We start from the raw sequence: 15476 nt of genomic DNA on the forward strand, positions 1-15476 counted from the left end.
CCACGCATGCGTGGACTGGGCTTCAACGCCCCGGCGTACCGAAATGCCCCAGCGGCGCGCCGGCCAGCAGGTGCATGTGGATGTGGAACACGGTCTGCCCGGCATGTTCGCGGCAGTTCATCACGATGCGGTAGCCGTCCTGCGCGAAACCCTCGCGGCGCGCGTATTCGGCAGCGGCCAGGGCCAGCTTGCCGACCAGGTGCGCCTGCGACGGCTGCAGGTCGTCCAGGGTCGGGATGATCTCGTTCTTCGGAATGAACAGTACGTGCACCGGCGCCTGCGGTGCGATGTCCTTGAAGCCCAGCACCTCGTCATCCTCATAGACGATGGTGGCCGGGATCTCGCGACGGATGATCTTGCTGAAGAGGGTTTCGTTGCTCATGGTCGGCCTCGGCGGGAGTGTCTTCCGCATTGTAGGCCGGCCGCGCCGGGTGATGCCCGGGTGGTCCTCAATCGCGGAATTCGCTGCGCGTCCCGAACGCGTGCGACAGCGTGCCGCGGTCAACGTATTCAAGCTCGCCGCCAAGCGGCAGGCCCTGTGCCAGCCGGCTGGGCTGCACCTTGCGCGCGCGCGCCAGCTGCGCAAGGTAATGCGCGGTGGCTTCGCCTTCGACGGTGGCACTGGTGGCGATGATCAGCTCCTGTACCTCACCTTCGGCCAGCCGCTGCTCCAGCTGCTCCAGGCCCAGCTCGCGCGGGCCGACGCCATCGAGCGGCGACAGCCGGCCCTGCAGCACGAAGTAGACACCGCGAAAACCCGTCGCGTTCTCGATCGCGAGACGATCGGCCGGCGATTCAACCACGCACAGCTGGCTGCGCTCGCGGCTGCTGTTGGCACAGGTCGGGCACAGCTCGGTTTCGCTGAAGTCGCGGCACTGCGCGCAGTGGCCGATACGCTCCACCGCCAAGGCCAGCGTTTCGGCCAGGCGCTGGCCGCCTTCGCGCTCGCGCTCGAGCAGGTGGTAGGCCATGCGCTGCGCCGTCTTCTGGCCTACGCCAGGCAGCACCCGCAGTGCGTCGATCAGTTGTTCAAGCAGGGGTGCGGACACGGCGGCATGCTTTGATGGCGCCGAGCGAGCTCGACGGCTACAGATTCTGTGGCACCCGCTTGCACGGATGCCACGCTGGCAATCAGAACGGCAGCTTCATGCCCGGCGGCAGCTGCATGCCGGCGGTGGCCGAACCCATCTTCGACTTCGACTCGGCATCGATCTTGTTCGAGGCATCGTTGAAGGCGGCGGCGATCAGGTCTTCCAGCATCTCCGGGTCGCTGGTCAGCGACGGGTCGATGCGCACCTTGCGGCATTCCTTGGCGCCGGTCAGGGTCACGCTGACCATGCCGCCGCCGGCACTGCCGGTCACTTCGATCCTGGCGATTTCTTCCTGGGCCTTCTGCAGGTTTTCCTGCATCTTCTGGGCCTGCTGCATCAGTTGGGCGATATTGCCGCGCATAGTGTCTTACTCGTCAAAAGAACGGATGGAATCGGAAACAACCCGGGCACCGTGCTGTTGGATCAGCACCTGCACTTCCGGGTCATCCATGAAAACGGCCTCTGCCACCTGCTGCCGCTCGCCACGCTGGCGGTCGGCACGCTGATGCAGGGTCTCGGCCGGAACGTGTTCGGTTTCCACGGTCTCGACCACGATCTTCGGCGCCTGGCCCAGGGCCTTCTCCAGCATCTCGCCCAGGGCAGCCAGCGCGCGCTCCGAGCGCAGGTACTCAAATCCGGGCGAAAGGCCCAGTTTCAAGGTCCCGTGCTGGCAGCTGATAAAGGCAGCGTTGGCAGCCAGCTGCCGCGAGGGGCCGCTGAGGCCGCTGTTGGCGACCAGGTCCAGCCAGTCTTCGGCAGTGGCCAGCTCGCTGACACCTTCCTGCGGCGCGGCCTCGCGCGCCGGAGCCGGTTCGGCCTGCGCAATGGCAATACCTTCGGCGCGGAACGAACGCTCCGGCGGCGCAGGTTCGCCTGGATCCGCGGCGGGAGCCGGCGGTTCATGCCAGGGCGCGACCATGGCGGCATCCGGGCCGGCCATCTCGGCCGCCAGGGCCCCATCCCGCGCCTCGGCTTCGTCGGTGGCCCACGGCGGCAGGTCATCGCTTGCCTCTACAGCGATGGCAGGCGCCGGCGCCTCGGCCTTCACCGGCGGCGGTGACACGGGCTCTTCCACCGGCACCGGCTCGGGCTCAGGCGTCGGATCCGGCTCCGGTTGCGGGGCCGGCTCGGGTTCGGGTTCAGGTTCGCGCGGTGCAGCCACCGGAGCGGCCACCTGCGACGCTACGGCCGGGCTGGCCGAAGCGGCGGCAGCGGCCGGCGTCGCTTCATGGCTTCCGGCACCGGCGCCACCACCGGCAGCGTTGCCACCCGGCGTGCCACCCGCCGCACCGTCGACGGCCTTCGGCACCGACGGTACCGCTGCGGCCGGACGGAACGCCAGCATGCGCAGCACCGCCATTTCAAAGCCCGCGCGCGGGCTCGGTGCCAGTGGCAGGTCGCGACGGCCATTCAAGACCATCTGGTACCAGAGCTGCACCACTTCCGGGCGCAGGCGCTCGGCGAATGCCGCCACATCCAGGCCTTCCGCGACGGCGGCGCCCGGCACCAGCTGCTGCACCTGGATGCGATGCAGGCCTTCGGCCAGCGCTTCCAGCACGCCACTCCAGTCCGGCGAGAATTCGGCCAGCGCGGCCACCACCTGCAGCAGGCGCGGGCCATCGCCCTCGGCCAGCGCATCGAGCATCGCCGCCACCTGGGTGCGATCCACAGTGCCCAGCATGGTGCGCACCACGTCCTCGCGCAGCGCGCCGCCGGCATAGGCGATCGCCTGGTCCAGCAGTGACAGGCCGTCACGCAGGCTGCCGTCAGCGGCCTTGGCCAGCTGCACGATGGCGCTGCCGTCGGCCTCGATCTCTTCCGCCGCCAGGATGCGGGTCATCTGGCCCTGGATCTGGTCTTCGTCCAGGCGCTTGAGATTGAACTGCAGGCAGCGGCTGAGCACGGTGACCGGCAGCTTCTGCGGGTCGGTGGTGGCCAGCAGGAACTTCACGTGCTCCGGCGGCTCTTCCAGCGTCTTCAGCAGTGCGTTGAACGCCGCCTTGGACAGCATGTGCACTTCGTCGATCAGGTAGACCTTGTACTTGCCGCGCGAGGGCATGTACTGCGCGTTCTCGATCACCTCGCGCACGTCGTCCACGCCGGTGTTGGACGCGGCGTCGATTTCCAGCAGGTCGATGTAGCGGCCGGCGTCGATGTCCAGGCAGGCGGCACACTGGCCGCACGGGTCGGCGCTGGTGCCCTGCTCGCAGTTGAGCGACTTGGCGAAGATGCGCGCGATGGTGGTCTTGCCCACGCCACGGGTACCGGTGAACAGGAACGCGTGGTGGACCCGGCCGCTGTCCAGCGCGTTGCTGAGCGCACGGACCACGTGTTCCTGGCCCACCAGCTCAGCAAAACGCTTCGGACGCCACTTGCGGGCAAGGACGAGATAGGACATCAGGCCACCGTTTTCCATCGGATGTTCCATTGTGCCATGCCTGTCCAGCCCCTTCGCCAACAATGCCCCCGGATGCGTCCCTGATCTGGGCGCTTGTGTCCGGCCGCGCCGCCCGCTAGAATCTGCGCCCCTGCTGAGGCGTTTGCCGATGGCAGGGATCCGGAGAGGTGTCCGAGTGGTTGAAGGAGCACGCCTGGAAAGTGTGTAAGCGTCTAAACCGCGCTTCGGGGGTTCGAATCCCCCTCTCTCCGCCAGACTCTGCAAACCCCTGAGAAATCAGGGGTTTTGCTTTTCTGGGCCTAGCAAGGGGCAGGACACAAATCGGGACACATCCCGATGAGAGTTCCCCATCACTTGATCAAGACGCCAGCGGGCTTTTCGTTCCGCCAACGCGTGCCCGTCGACCTCCAGCCCCTTCTGGGCTGCCGAATTCTCAAGCGGAGCCTTCGAACGCGCGAAATGCGCAGCGCCCAAGCTTGCGCCCTGGTCCTGGCCGCCCGCTATGCTGAGGTCTTCAGCGCCATCAGGAAGAACGGCATGGGTGAGAAGACGGCAGAGCAATGGCTCCAGGAGCTTCGGGGACAACGGCTCCAGGACTACACCCTGGAACGAGACGCCAATGGCACCCTGCGTATCCAAGCGGAGCCAGGCGAAGACACCGAGGCACTGACTCGCGCCATCGAGAGTATCGGACGGGTCAACCCTGCGTTCTTCGGCGCGGCAGCCGCCCCGGCAGTTCCCTCCAAGCCCCAGCCCAGCAAGATCCTGTCGCTGATGGAAGCGCGCGATCTTTGGCTCAAAGCCATTGCCCCAGACACCATCCCCAAGACCTACAGCATCAAGAAGTCGGCCATTGACGGGTTCGTGCGCGTCACCGGCCATGACTATCCCCTGCCGAGCATCAACCGAATCGACCTGTCGAACTTCTATCAGTCACTCGCCGACGCTGGCATCTCAACCCCGACCCGAGTGAACAAACAGTCCTATCTGGGTGGCTTCTTCGACTGGTTGATTGCCGCTGGCTACTACACAGACAGTAATCCGGCCCGAAGCCATGTCTCATACGGCAATAGCGCCAAGCGTAAGCGGCGCAAGCTGGGCTTCAAGGCCTTCGACCTGAAGCAGATCAGCCTCCTCTTTGCTCCATCGGCCTTTGCCACCTTGTCACCTGCCGCGCGCTGGGCAGCGTTGTTGGGCCTGTATACGGGCGCCCGTGCCTCTGAAGTTGGGCAGCTGCTGGTGAGCGATGTGCAAACGGAGGGAGGGGTGGCCTACATCCATATTAATGACGACGGCGAGCACCAGCGCCTCAAGAGCGAGGCCAGCATCCGGACTGTCCCGATCCACGCCGACCTGATTGCCCTGGGCTTCGGCGACTATGTTGCCAGCCTGCCCACTTCAAGCCGTCTCTTCCCTCAAGCGAAAGTCAATGCCGTTAATGGCGCGGGGAACTGGATCTCCAAGGCCTTTACCCGCCACCTCGCCGAGCATGGGAAAGCGTGGCCCAAGGCCAAGCGCGGTTTCCATTCCCTGCGTAAGACGGTCATCCAGCAGATGCAGGGCTTCGGTGTCGCCTCAGAAATGCGCGCCCAGATCGTCGGCCACGAGCTTGATGATGAGCACCATCCCGTCTACAGCAGGGAATTCGCCCCTGCCGAAAAGCTCAATGGGCTGATCACTCCTGAATTCAAAACAGCGGGCCTGTCATCCTTGAGCTTCAATCTTGAGCTCGCTGCACTGAAGAAGTTGCTGGGGTAGCGGATCTCCGCGCCAGGAAAATTACATGGAACGTCTAGGAGTATCTCTAACGGGCCAACATTGGCACTGACAAACGCCACAACTATTGCGATCAACGAAAATGGTGGTTTTATGAAAGCTCCCCCACGTTAGGAGCTTCATATGCCGTTAGAAAGAAAGCTGGCTATCGCTAGTCGAGTGCTATGCCCTTTGATTGCCCAAGACCGGACACGAGACACGCAAGAGCGGATCGAGGACATCATCCATGCCCTCGAAATCGCCGACGAGCTGATCAACCGATGCATGGCTCCAAAGCCCCCGGCTGACGACCACACTCTGAAACCTGCCATTAGGGTTAGAGAAGCCGTGGTAGAACGCGATCAGGTGCAGCTCAGCGACATGATTTCAGAGCGCCGTGGCGCAGTGTCAAAGCCCAGACCTACCTACCACTGAGTTTTCGAAACTGGAGGTGGGTTAAAGCCCCGGCGAGCCGGGGCCTTCCCCTGTATATCAGTGCAACCGCACTCTTGGTTCCTTGCTCTGCTTCATTACCGGTAGGACATCAGCCGGAATGGGAGCCGCAGGAGCGTCAATGGGCGCATCCTCCACCGGATATCTACGCAGCAGCACTTCACTCCAATTCTCCAGCTGCGAGAGGGACTCACCTGTCTGACGGTTGTAGTCTTCCTGAGCCTTCGGGCCAGTGGCTTCGTGAGCGCGTTGATACTCCTCGCGTCCCAGCTCGACAGCCCTGACACGGCGCGCCCGCCGCCGCGACCAATCCGACCGAGTCAGGATTCCTGGACGTGGGTTCTGGCTTTCGAAGCTCTCCAGAGCAAACTCCGCCTGTGCTAACCCATGCTGAGCACGGTCCTCAGCTTTCAGCCTACGCTTGAAGCGTAGCGCGTCCCGTTTCAGCTTCTTCAGTCTTACGAGCAGCTCCTCTAGATCAACGCGTAGTCTGGGCAATGTTCCATGAGCCGATATCAGAGCAGCACTGTTGCGCAGCAACCTGCGCGTGAATTTGAGTCTATCTCGCAGTGCCTCTATCCACGCCTCGGCCCACATCTCCAACACTTCCTTCAGGGCTTGCTTGGATGCTGTGACCTGCGGTTGCCGCGCCCCTTCATGGGCAACCGCCACAACCGGCATGACTTCCCTGGCCACGTTACCCAGACGACTCTCTCCACCAAGAGACAGCATTGATTGAATGGCAGCATGCGAAGGAACCTCGCGTCGGCCGACCGAGATGGCTTGATCGGATGCAGCTTCCATCAACCTGCCCTCTCCTGCCATCTGGGCCACGGCGCGATCCCAAGCAGCGCTGTTGGCCTGGTGGATCCCGTCATTGCCCTGCTTAAGGACTGTATCGACGCCTCGGCGATGCAGCGCCGTCGCATCTTTGCCCATGTGAAGTCCTGGAGCACGGGAAAGCTCCGCTGCTGTGAGCTCATCTCCTTGCTCTGCGGCTTCAGCCACCTGCTCTTTCAGGCTTCGGTGATCGACACGGGCCGAGACACCGGCTGCGGCCAGGTGAGCATTGATGGCTTCCCCCACCATCGCGCGAATCCATTCGACCTCCCCTCGGCCTGAAGGGCCGCCATCAAGCTCCCTTGTCTTGTCCTTCAGGCCCTCTGAATCCACCCGTCGAGTCGTAGCTAGGATGTGGACGTGATAGTTGAGCCCGTCAGCGGTCTGCGGCTCATGGATGCTGGATTGGACAGCGAACCTGTAACGCTGGACCAGACAGCGCGATATTTCGGCTGCCAGGTCTGAACGCTGCTCATTGCTCAGTTCGTGTGGCAAGGCCACCTCGAACTCTCTAGCGACCGTGGCATCTTTTCGGCGCTCCGAAGCCTCGGCTGCAGGCCAGAGTTGTCGGGGGTCGAAAGCCCAGTCGGGAGCGTCGTCGGGAGCGAGGCAACGTGTCTCAACGACCCCGCCGCGCCTTCGGTAGTCGTGCCGGAGACCGGTGCGGCCATCGATGATGAGCAGGCCTGCGCGATAGGCTGCTGCAGCTGTGGATGCGTGACCGTGGGCACGACTGAATGTCTTTACTCTTGTGTGATAGATGGCCATTGATGCTCCTTGTTCTGGCCCCCGCCCTTGCCTTTATGCCTACGTTTTAGGCTTTGGCAAGCGCTTTTTAGGGGGTCAAGGGGCACAGCCTCTTGCGCACGCATTGCCCGCAGGGCAATGCCTAAGTGCGCTCTTGCTCTGTCGCTTTAGGTTCGTAACAAAAAAGTTCCGCCAGCAAGCGAGCGAGCGCGTAGATCGTGGTTGCGGATTACCAGTCCAACGGAACGAGCTTCTTCCCCCGCCACTCCTCCACAAGGCACACGCCCTCTAGCTCACCCCATACTTCCTGATTAGCGTGATCCAGGACGATCACTTGCAACGCACCCTTGGCGGCCACCACGCGCTTCCCAATTTCATCGAAGATGCTTCGAACTGCCTGAATATCCTCCTGATCCACCAGTCTCTTATCTTTCTCACCCGTAACCTTATCGATCACCACTGCCGGGAAATAAACCTGACTCGGCTGATCGTAAATAATAAGACCCGGTACCGGGCTCGGGGGATGCTTGAGGAAATAGATCTGGAGCGCCAGAGTCACCGCAACGTGATACGCAAGCCAGTTGGCCCCACTGCCGATCTCCCAAAGGTAATCCATCCGCCCATTGCGAGACACCCTTACCGTGAGCTCCTTCGTATCCAGTCGCACCGGGCTGTCACCCCACTCTGCATTGAGTGACGGAATGATCGTTCCGGTGATCTGCTGAATCTCGTCAAGAATGCTGTCCAGTCGCCGTTGAAGGGCAGCCCCATTGATATTGCCATTGATCTCACTCAGCCTCTTGCGCAAGTCAAAGATTTCGCCTTCAAGCTCTGGAGACGAGTCCGACGCCTCGTACTGACTGAGCAGCTGCTGCAGACCCCCTAAGAACCTATCGATTGTGGAGGTCAGAGTAATTTCCTGCCGAGCGGCCTCAGAGCTTGCTTCGTATGCGCGAATCTCCTGCCGCACGATGGCTATCTCAGACAGCACATTCTCAGTCAGCACTCGCTGCCGCTGATACTCTGCATCTAGAGAGGTAGTAGCGAGAGGATGCGCCTGGAGCTTTGCCTCCACCTCCAATAATGCATTCGATAGCAAATCAAGTGATTTCGCAGTTTCGGATGGGAATAGCAGAGAAGCATCATTTCTTCTCTCCACCTCATCACGCATCCAAGTCGATAAAGAAATACGCTCACGTTGTATACGAAGAGCGCCAGCGTAGTCATCGCTCCCCTCGCGCAACCGCTTCAACTCCATCAACCGCTGCCGATGTCCCGACGCTTTAGCGGCCAAATCCTGCTCTCTGGCACGGAGCTCAGAAAGCACATTAAGAGTCGCCTCAATCCCCTCAACTGACGCAGACCGGCCGATGTGGTTGACGCCTGCAATTTCCTGAAGCTCTTCCAAGATCTCTGGCCACCCAGCTGGCTGACCCTGCCGAGCCGACAGGCCAAGTTCTCGACCTTGGGTTAGCCAGCGCCGACCCTCCGAAACTCGCCTCTCAGATATAGAGCTCGCCTCTCTAAGCTCGGATTCAAGCTTCTTAAGCTTCCGGCCCAGCCTATCTGCCTCATGCCTCAGCGCAATGGTCTTGGACGTGACAGCATTCAACACATAAGGAAGGACAGTTTTGAGCTTCTCCCGGTGCTCATTAGAGTCGGCCTTGTAAAAAAGAACATTCGGATTTGCAACGATGTTCTGAGGCTGGAAGACTAGAGATGTTAGATCCCTAAAGGACGGTCGAAGCTTGTAGCCATACTCAGTGTCGGGTTCGAAGTCCAACTGCGTAAGACCAGCAAGTCGATCAAGAAGTCCACGCACAGCACTAGCCGTGGTGTTGCCCTCATCCAAGCTCTGAGGCACTTCGACCTCGCCAGACTCAATAACAAACATCTCACCGGTCTGCGCTTGCTCACCCGGCTCCTTTCGCGCAAATAGCTTCTGCCCCTCCACCGTCTCAACGAGAATTCCAAACCATGAGCACTCGTCTCTAATAACACCAACGGGAACTGCACACGTCTTGGATGCCAAACAATAGTCAATTATTGGAATAACAGCTGACTTACCAGTTTTGGAAGCACCGGTTATTACATTTACCATGCCAGGCTCAAATACCACCTCCCTAATTGAACCACCATTTCGCGGCCAAAGAACCAGCTTCAAGATTTGGAAATACATTAGAAGGCCACCCTGAGAATTGACGCAACTTGATCGACCGGAAGGCGCCCAAACCAAACCCCCAGCTTCTCACACGCCAAACCAAGCTTTCGCATACTCGAACTCGGCGATGGAAGCTCTGAATCCAAGGACAAGATCGTTGCGGTCCCCGGGTCCACAATCATGAATTTCGCCATTGTGCCGGTAGTCAATGAGGCAAGCGAAAGGCTGCGAAGCGCAATCGCTCGCTCATGAATAGCAAGCAGACTCTCTTGTTTTGCGCCGAGCTTTGCCGCGAACAAAGTTAACCCTGAAGGCATATTCGTCCCTATCAGCGCGCTCTTGGATTCTCCGTGGAGCGCTATCGGAAGCACCAAAAATGCGAGGGCTATCGGAAGCCCTCGGCCGGATTCCGAAAAATGTCCGGACGCTGCGCGCCATATAAGATACGACCCGAACGACGGGTTATATATCAGATCCAGACCCGACAAATGGGCAGGAGCTTTATTGGATCCAATAGCAGCGACCACGATTTATTCCAAAAGTGATAGGTAGGCCGGATGCCAACCGAGCTTCATTGTTCCCGAGAGCTCGTTAAAACAGCCGTGAGTAAAGTGCCCCGGGACGCTTTTCCCTTGTAGAGACAGCTCTAGCTTCCGACATTCGGCATACACGACCTTGCCGCGACTTACATCGTTGAGACTTGAGTGAAGCACGTCAAGACTGTCGCATATGGCCGAATGCCGCTGTAGAAGCCCGCTCTCCCATTCGTCCAGTGATCCCGGAAGCAGTATCCCCTCCTCGCCCCACCTAGTCTTGCTGGAAATGGCTCTCAAGTAGTCATTGATGGCTTGTAGCTGTTGCTGCTTACTAGCCTCGATCAATTCCAGCTGGCGCACGAAGGTTGGCCTGGAGACAAACTCCATATCAATTTTGGCCGGATCTATGGGAGGAGAATCAAAATCGAAATAGGCCGGAAGATTAATCTCTTGGACAAAGCGCCTGACAGTATCTTTGAACTCGCCAGCATTGATCGCGCCAGGTTTCCCCATCTCCAGTAACCGGTCAGATTTCACCTTGGCCTCCCCCAACGCGAACGAGATGATTCGTTCAAGCAGAAGTGGGGACACTGCGGCTTCATAGCGCAGGCGGATGGTGGAAAATGGATCTCCCTCGCGAACAATCTCAAAGCGAGCCGCCAGCGAGAGCTGTTCATCGGGCTCGGCCGAAAGGAACCTGCTGACAAAGGGATAGACCTTCGACTTCTTTTTCGCCGAGGTGAGCTGGCTCTTGATGCGCGTGACCAATTCTGCAACATCTTGCGCGCTGCTTGCCTTTGCTAACGCCCTTGCAAATTCGCCCGGCTCATGATCTGGCGTTATGTAGAGGCACAGCTTGGATACGACATCAAATGGAGCGTGATCCTCAAGCCAATTATGGACAGTCTTCCATAGGTCTACAGACCAATCTGACAAAGGGTTGCTTTTGACTCGCTTCGTCTGCTCAAGGAGCTTTGTCCCGTCGCTATAAAGCACCGAGACATCGTCATCGTGCTCTACAAAAACGGTTGAATCCGGAGGTTCATTCAAAAGCCGTGCGCATAGCCGCACAGTCTGCAGGCCGTATCCGAGGTATGGCCCAGGAGCGCTGTGTTTTGTCGCCTTGGTTGACATGTCCGTTGCCCAGCCCCACCTGCTGAGCCTCATTCATACTTCACATCCACTTAACCCGTCAAGCTCGGCAGCCAGAGCGTTCGCGCGACGAATCACGAAGGCGAGCTGGCAGGTCTCACGTTTACGTCAGTAAGCTACAGGTGCATTGATCCATGCCTTCATCCTAGCGAACCACTCATCGCGCTCTGATTCATTGAATGCTGTGCTCTTAAGCCAACGATCAGAATGGCGCACGAAAGGAACCAGCCAGAGCGGGTGAACAACGTCCCGCACCCGGACTTCCAGGCGATGGGTGACCACTCCTTTGTAGTTGTATTCCCCAGTGCGGATAGCGAGCACTTCAGCCCGTCGCAGGTAGCGCTCGCCCTTCACGGGATCTCGGACCCAGATTGCGTCCCTGCCGAGGTCCAATGCAATGTGCTCATGGGACACCGTGGGCTCGAATTCTTCAGGCCTATGCTTCTTCAGTTTGGGCGCTCGGCGCCGGAACAGCCACGGCAAGCCCCACAGCAGCGCGAGCGGCCAGAAGACCAACTGCCCGAACAGCATCAGGCCGACGACTGCCCCATCAGCCGTCGTGCCCTCTTCGAACACCACACCGCACAACCACCACAGCGCGAGACCGGTGATGATCCAGCGGATTACCTTGAACAAGGTCCACATACGAGCTTCCTAGCGATGGGTGGGATGGGCTGGGTCAACGACGGTCTACGACAGTCCAAGTGCCACCAACTTTGTCGATGACGAAGGTGCCGACAAGATGCTGCTGCTCAGTGCGAGTGCCCAGCTGATACCGCGCAGTTCCAGTGACACTGCAGGCGTAGCCCGGACCGCCCCCTCGCACACACTCGCCCACTTTCAACCCCTCAAAGGTCATCGTCGTTCCCGTCGCTTCTTTGAAATACACGGCCAACGCCTTCTCAACATCGCCATTGCCGGGCCCACCAGAACAAGCCGCCAGCAGCGCAGCAACCGAAAGCATCCAGATCCTCTTCATCTCAATTCCTTGATCAGTCGATAAGTAGGCAGTGATCGCCGGGATTCGTCGCAGTGCCAGGCAGGACTTCGCTGTCAATCACTGAGCCGGCCTTATTGATGACGATCACGATCTGACTAGGCCGCGCAGAGGAGTCCTCCTCACGCTCGCCGAGGTAAGCCAGAACGATGGCGTCCTTGAAGTCATAGACTTGCCGAAGCCAATGACGCTATGCGCTTCGGGAGGCAGCAGAACCGGCTTTCCATCGAGCTTGATAGCGCGTTTGTAGTCCCGGCCTTCCACAGGGTCGATCCGACCAATGCTTGTTCGCACGGGACCGGTGGGGATCGCGGAGCCATGACCTGTGGCCCAGATGAACTCGGAGACCTTGGGCTCCCCTCCCCCACCAACCTTGAACTGGCCGCTCTGCAGTTGGCACGACAAGCTGGGCGCAGCCTCGGCAGAGGAGACAATGGTGAGAAGACCCAGCAACGCAATGCACCTCATATCCATACGATTAGCTCCCCGGCAAATATTTGCGTTGAACGCAAATGACCAGCTAAGCTTAGATGGGCACACTTCCGAGAGTCAACGTCTTTGTTGTTCTCGGATGCCAGCCCCTCAACCTACGCCTACCGCTCTTGGCCAACGCCTTCGTGCCGCCCGCGTGGCTAAGGGGTGGACGCAGGTGCAGCTTGGAGAATTGCTTTTGGGCGTGGACGACCCGAACACGGTGGCTCCCCGCATCAGCCGTTACGAACGAGGCATGCACAAGCCCGATCTGGCGACCATCGAGAGACTTGCGGAACTGCTGGATCTTCCAGCGGCTTACTTTCTTGCTGCCTCCGACACAATGGCTGAAGCCATCCTGGTGCTATCGCAGCTTGATGCTAGGAAGCAGAAAGAAGCACTGGCACTGCTAAAGCAGCTTGCTGCGCCGTAGCCTTTCATCCCATGTCTTGAGCCGGAGTGTTGTCGGGGATCACCTTGCAGAAAGAACCAGCGTCCGCGATTTTTCAAGCGAATGACAGTGGTACTCTCTTTAAAGACCAGACACGAAGCGAATCCATTAGCGCTTTCAGCCGGAACAGCGATTAGAACAAGCATAGGTCTGGCGCGGTTGACGAAGCAGGAGTTAATCTAGAAGCATCGGGAACGAGTCACAGGGGACTTGAAGGATGCAAGAAGCTCTGGATCGAAGAACCAATAACGAATACACCGCTTTAGAGATTTCACTGCTCACGGAGGCCCAGCGGGAGCCCTTGAAGGGCCACTTAAAGTGTTTGGGCTGTGAATCTACCGCGCACTTTCGCCGAAAGACCGATCCAAGTCCTGGAAGGAATGGGAGAATTGCGCACTTCTATTGTCGTCCGCATGCGCCCAACTGCAGCCTCATCCAGCGCAACGCAGATCCATGGGAAACAAATGAGAGTGATGCGACTGTCGCTCAATGGGTGGAACGCAATCAGACACTGATTGTCAGAATTCAGATGCCGGTCGAATCTTCGGAGGTGAATTCTGAAGAAGGCGAAGATGCTGACGAAGGCAGCAGAGCTGGCGGAGGCTCGGCCTCCCGAACACGCCGGTCGACGACTATATCTCGCGGGCCGCAACGGCTACTTGAGCAATTAGTTCACTGGCCAAGCTTCAAAACCAGTCCAGTTCGGATACGGCTCCCAGATCCTGCTCAGACGGAGGTGCCGGTCCATGACGCTTTTGTACGGTTTGAGGACGCCCGAGTCGATCTACATACGGAGCGTTGGCTTGGATTCTGGGGAATAGTGCGCTCTTTTAGCTTTTGGCCCCTTGGCAGTAGCTACTACTCAAACTTTGGCGCCGAAAACAGCAGCTTCCGCATCTCGATTCACCAGAACCACGCCGACGCCATAGTGCAAAGGTATCGGCTAGGAAGCATTCATGACTTGGTTGGCCACTACCTTTTGCTCTTCGACCGTGCTCGCGAATCTGCTTCGGGGCGCTTCACCGCAGATGTGAACTCGGTTCATCATGTTGGATTTGTCCGCAATACAGACCAATAAGAAGCGGTCGTCAGGCTCGTGACCGCGAGCAGGTGTTGCGACGCATCTTCACCAAGCTTCGCTAGCACTAGAGGATTGTGAAGTCGTTCGCAGTGCCTAAATCCCATTGATGTAAGAAAACACGCCTATCAGCACGCGCACAGGCGAAGGGGCCTACTGTGCTGTGGAGGGACTCAACTTGCCCCCCTGTCCGGGCATCGCCGGTGAGAGGAAGCTAGGCCAAGACCATACGACGCGCCGCGTGCTTATCTAGCAGCGACTGCAGCTGGCAGTGCCAGCAGGAGCTCCGCCAATCCACTCGCATCTAGAGCAGGCGGAGGCGACTTAAGGCCTAGGTCCGAACCGAGAGAAAGAGAGGACTGACCACTCCCCCCCCCTTGGAGAACCCCGGGAGCACGGCGAGCACGGTGAGCACGGAAGGACGGGATGACGGGGAGCACACGGCTACCGACCCAAATACCTGATATCAATGGGTATTTTTTAACAAAATGCGCGGAAACGCGCACCTCAACCATTCAGGAATCGCTGTTTGTTGCATCCACGGTGGCTCTGGCGTAGCTTTCAGCTATCTAAAACGCTCAGTTGCGCGCGTCTAGTTCCCTTGCTCTTCGGAGCCTGAAGACGCAAATTGTCCACCAGTTGATAGGGAATTGCTCGATGTCCACGATGAAGCAGGCAGTGGCACGGCGCGTAAATATGTCGGAGCGCGCTGAGCATCAACGGCAAATCCACTTCGCCGGAGTGGATGACGCCTGGATTTGGAATCGCAAGAAGAACAATGGCTTTTCAACTGTGCCGAGGACGCTGCCGATTGCCATGCAGGCCGCAGACGAACAGTCTAAAGGCCAGCCGCCTGGGCATGTTCTTTTTTGCCTTTGGGCGCGAGCGCCGGATCACCCGGTTCTTGTAATCGACAATCCGATCACGTTCGCCGCAGAGGCGGGCTTCACCGGACCGAGGGCAGTAGACACCTGGCGACGGCGCATGAAGCGGCTGCAGGAGTTGCAGCTAATCGTGGCAAAAGCCGGACCGGCAGGTGATTTCCACTACGTTCTGCTGACGAATCCAAATTCGGCCGTTGAATGGATGAGATCAAATGGAAAGATCCAAGACGTGCTCTACAGCCGCTTCTGGGATCGACTGTCCGAGGTGGGCGGACTCAGTGAGATGGATGCACTTCGCGCTTACTGGGCTAAGACGACGGCAAAAGAGGATCCGCCGAGCCCCCCTCCGCCACCACCTACCGATGCCCCAACTGAATCGGCACCTACGAAGGTGAAGTCACGGAAGAGCAAACCTAAAAGCGTAGGGAAATGATGCTCAAACAGACGCCAAGGAGGAACCAT

The 15476-nt window shown here is 59.2% G+C and carries 13 protein-coding genes and 1 tRNA gene; 4 read left to right on the forward strand and 10 right to left on the reverse strand.

Annotated features, from left to right (window positions below):
- Positions 1–22 precede the first annotated feature (22 nt).
- From AC2A1N_RS17350 to dnaX, 4 genes are all read right to left on the reverse strand, one after another.
- Positions 23–382 carry a histidine triad nucleotide-binding protein gene (locus AC2A1N_RS17350; protein ID WP_005415497.1) on the reverse strand — a complete coding sequence of 120 codons (360 nt, stop codon included), beginning with the start codon at positions 380–382 and terminating at the stop codon, positions 23–25.
- Positions 383–449: 67 nt separating this feature from the next.
- Positions 450–1049: a recombination mediator RecR gene (gene recR, locus AC2A1N_RS17355; protein WP_005415496.1), complete on the reverse strand. Its 600-nt coding sequence runs from the start codon at positions 1047–1049 to the stop codon at positions 450–452.
- An 82-nt stretch (positions 1050–1131) separates the two neighbouring features.
- Positions 1132–1452 (reverse strand): YbaB/EbfC family nucleoid-associated protein, encoded by a 321-nt coding sequence (locus AC2A1N_RS17360; protein WP_019659509.1) that lies wholly within the window; start codon positions 1450–1452, stop codon positions 1132–1134.
- 6 nt (positions 1453–1458) lie between these two features.
- On the reverse strand, positions 1459–3507 hold the full coding sequence (dnaX, locus tag AC2A1N_RS17365; protein ID WP_484373054.1) for a DNA polymerase III subunit gamma/tau: 2049 nt from the start codon (positions 3505–3507) through the stop codon (positions 1459–1461).
- 143 nt (positions 3508–3650) lie between these two features.
- On the opposite strand from dnaX, the gene AC2A1N_RS17370 reads away from it, so the two are divergent.
- Positions 3651–3743: transfer RNA gene (locus tag AC2A1N_RS17370), tRNA-Ser, on the forward strand.
- A gap of 82 nt (positions 3744–3825) precedes the next feature.
- Positions 3826–5247 carry a DUF6538 domain-containing protein gene (locus tag AC2A1N_RS17375; protein ID WP_484372997.1) on the forward strand — a complete coding sequence of 474 codons (1422 nt, stop codon included), beginning with the start codon at positions 3826–3828 and terminating at the stop codon, positions 5245–5247.
- A 489-nt stretch (positions 5248–5736) separates the two neighbouring features.
- Here the strand turns inward: AC2A1N_RS17375 and AC2A1N_RS17380 are convergent, their stop codons facing one another.
- The 6 genes from AC2A1N_RS17380 to AC2A1N_RS17405 form a co-directional block, all read right to left on the reverse strand.
- Entirely contained in the window at positions 5737–7305 is a 1569-nt protein-coding gene (locus AC2A1N_RS17380) for a MobA/MobL family protein (RefSeq protein ID WP_484372999.1), read from the reverse strand.
- A 208-nt stretch (positions 7306–7513) separates the two neighbouring features.
- Complete coding sequence (locus AC2A1N_RS17385; RefSeq protein WP_484373001.1) at positions 7514–9448, reverse strand: DUF3732 domain-containing protein; 1935 nt, start codon at positions 9446–9448, stop codon at positions 7514–7516.
- A 14-nt stretch (positions 9449–9462) separates the two neighbouring features.
- The gene (locus tag AC2A1N_RS17390) at positions 9463–9972 is read right to left on the reverse strand and encodes a three component ABC system middle component (RefSeq protein ID WP_425528616.1); all 510 of its coding nucleotides are present in this window, start codon (positions 9970–9972) and stop codon (positions 9463–9465) included.
- A gap of 3 nt (positions 9973–9975) precedes the next feature.
- Positions 9976–11115 carry an ABC-three component system protein gene (locus tag AC2A1N_RS17395; protein ID WP_143025165.1) on the reverse strand — a complete coding sequence of 380 codons (1140 nt, stop codon included), beginning with the start codon at positions 11113–11115 and terminating at the stop codon, positions 9976–9978.
- A 126-nt stretch (positions 11116–11241) separates the two neighbouring features.
- Complete coding sequence (locus AC2A1N_RS17400) at positions 11242–11778, reverse strand: hypothetical protein (RefSeq protein ID WP_484373004.1); 537 nt, start codon at positions 11776–11778, stop codon at positions 11242–11244.
- A 34-nt stretch (positions 11779–11812) separates the two neighbouring features.
- Positions 11813–12112 carry a hypothetical protein gene (locus tag AC2A1N_RS17405; protein WP_074726078.1) on the reverse strand — a complete coding sequence of 100 codons (300 nt, stop codon included), beginning with the start codon at positions 12110–12112 and terminating at the stop codon, positions 11813–11815.
- Positions 12113–12701: 589 nt separating this feature from the next.
- On the opposite strand from AC2A1N_RS17405, the gene AC2A1N_RS17410 reads away from it, so the two are divergent.
- A complete protein-coding gene (locus AC2A1N_RS17410) occupies positions 12702–13034 on the forward strand; it encodes a helix-turn-helix domain-containing protein (RefSeq protein ID WP_197613393.1) in 333 nt (110 codons plus the stop codon).
- Positions 13035–14787: 1753 nt separating this feature from the next.
- Positions 14788–15447, forward strand: a complete 660-nt coding sequence (locus AC2A1N_RS17415; protein ID WP_208596525.1) for a hypothetical protein — start codon at positions 14788–14790, stop codon at positions 15445–15447.
- The last annotated feature ends 29 nt before the right edge of the window (positions 15448–15476 follow it).

The organism is Stenotrophomonas maltophilia group sp. SKK55 (genome assembly GCF_057179845.1).

What these genes read in the sequence shown, in the direction of transcription:
- AC2A1N_RS17350 (WP_005415497.1), bottom strand. Translation starts at nt 382, where the DNA reads ATGAGCAACGAAACCCTCTTCAGCAAGATCATCCGTCGCGAGATCCCG.
- AC2A1N_RS17360 (WP_019659509.1), bottom strand. Translation starts at nt 1,452, where the DNA reads ATGCGCGGCAATATCGCCCAACTGATGCAGCAGGCCCAGAAGATGCAG.
- dnaX (WP_484373054.1), bottom strand. Translation starts at nt 3,507, where the DNA reads ATGGAAAACGGTGGCCTGATGTCCTATCTCGTCCTTGCCCGCAAGTGG.
- AC2A1N_RS17375 (WP_484372997.1), top strand. Translation starts at nt 3,826, where the DNA reads ATGAGAGTTCCCCATCACTTGATCAAGACGCCAGCGGGCTTTTCGTTC.
- AC2A1N_RS17380 (WP_484372999.1), bottom strand. Translation starts at nt 7,305, where the DNA reads ATGGCCATCTATCACACAAGAGTAAAGACATTCAGTCGTGCCCACGGT.
- AC2A1N_RS17395 (WP_143025165.1), bottom strand. Translation starts at nt 11,115, where the DNA reads ATGTCAACCAAGGCGACAAAACACAGCGCTCCTGGGCCATACCTCGGA.
- AC2A1N_RS17400 (WP_484373004.1), bottom strand. Translation starts at nt 11,778, where the DNA reads ATGTGGACCTTGTTCAAGGTAATCCGCTGGATCATCACCGGTCTCGCG.
- AC2A1N_RS17405 (WP_074726078.1), bottom strand. Translation starts at nt 12,112, where the DNA reads ATGAAGAGGATCTGGATGCTTTCGGTTGCTGCGCTGCTGGCGGCTTGT.
- AC2A1N_RS17410 (WP_197613393.1), top strand. Translation starts at nt 12,702, where the DNA reads ATGCCAGCCCCTCAACCTACGCCTACCGCTCTTGGCCAACGCCTTCGT.
- AC2A1N_RS17415 (WP_208596525.1), top strand. Translation starts at nt 14,788, where the DNA reads ATGTCCACGATGAAGCAGGCAGTGGCACGGCGCGTAAATATGTCGGAG.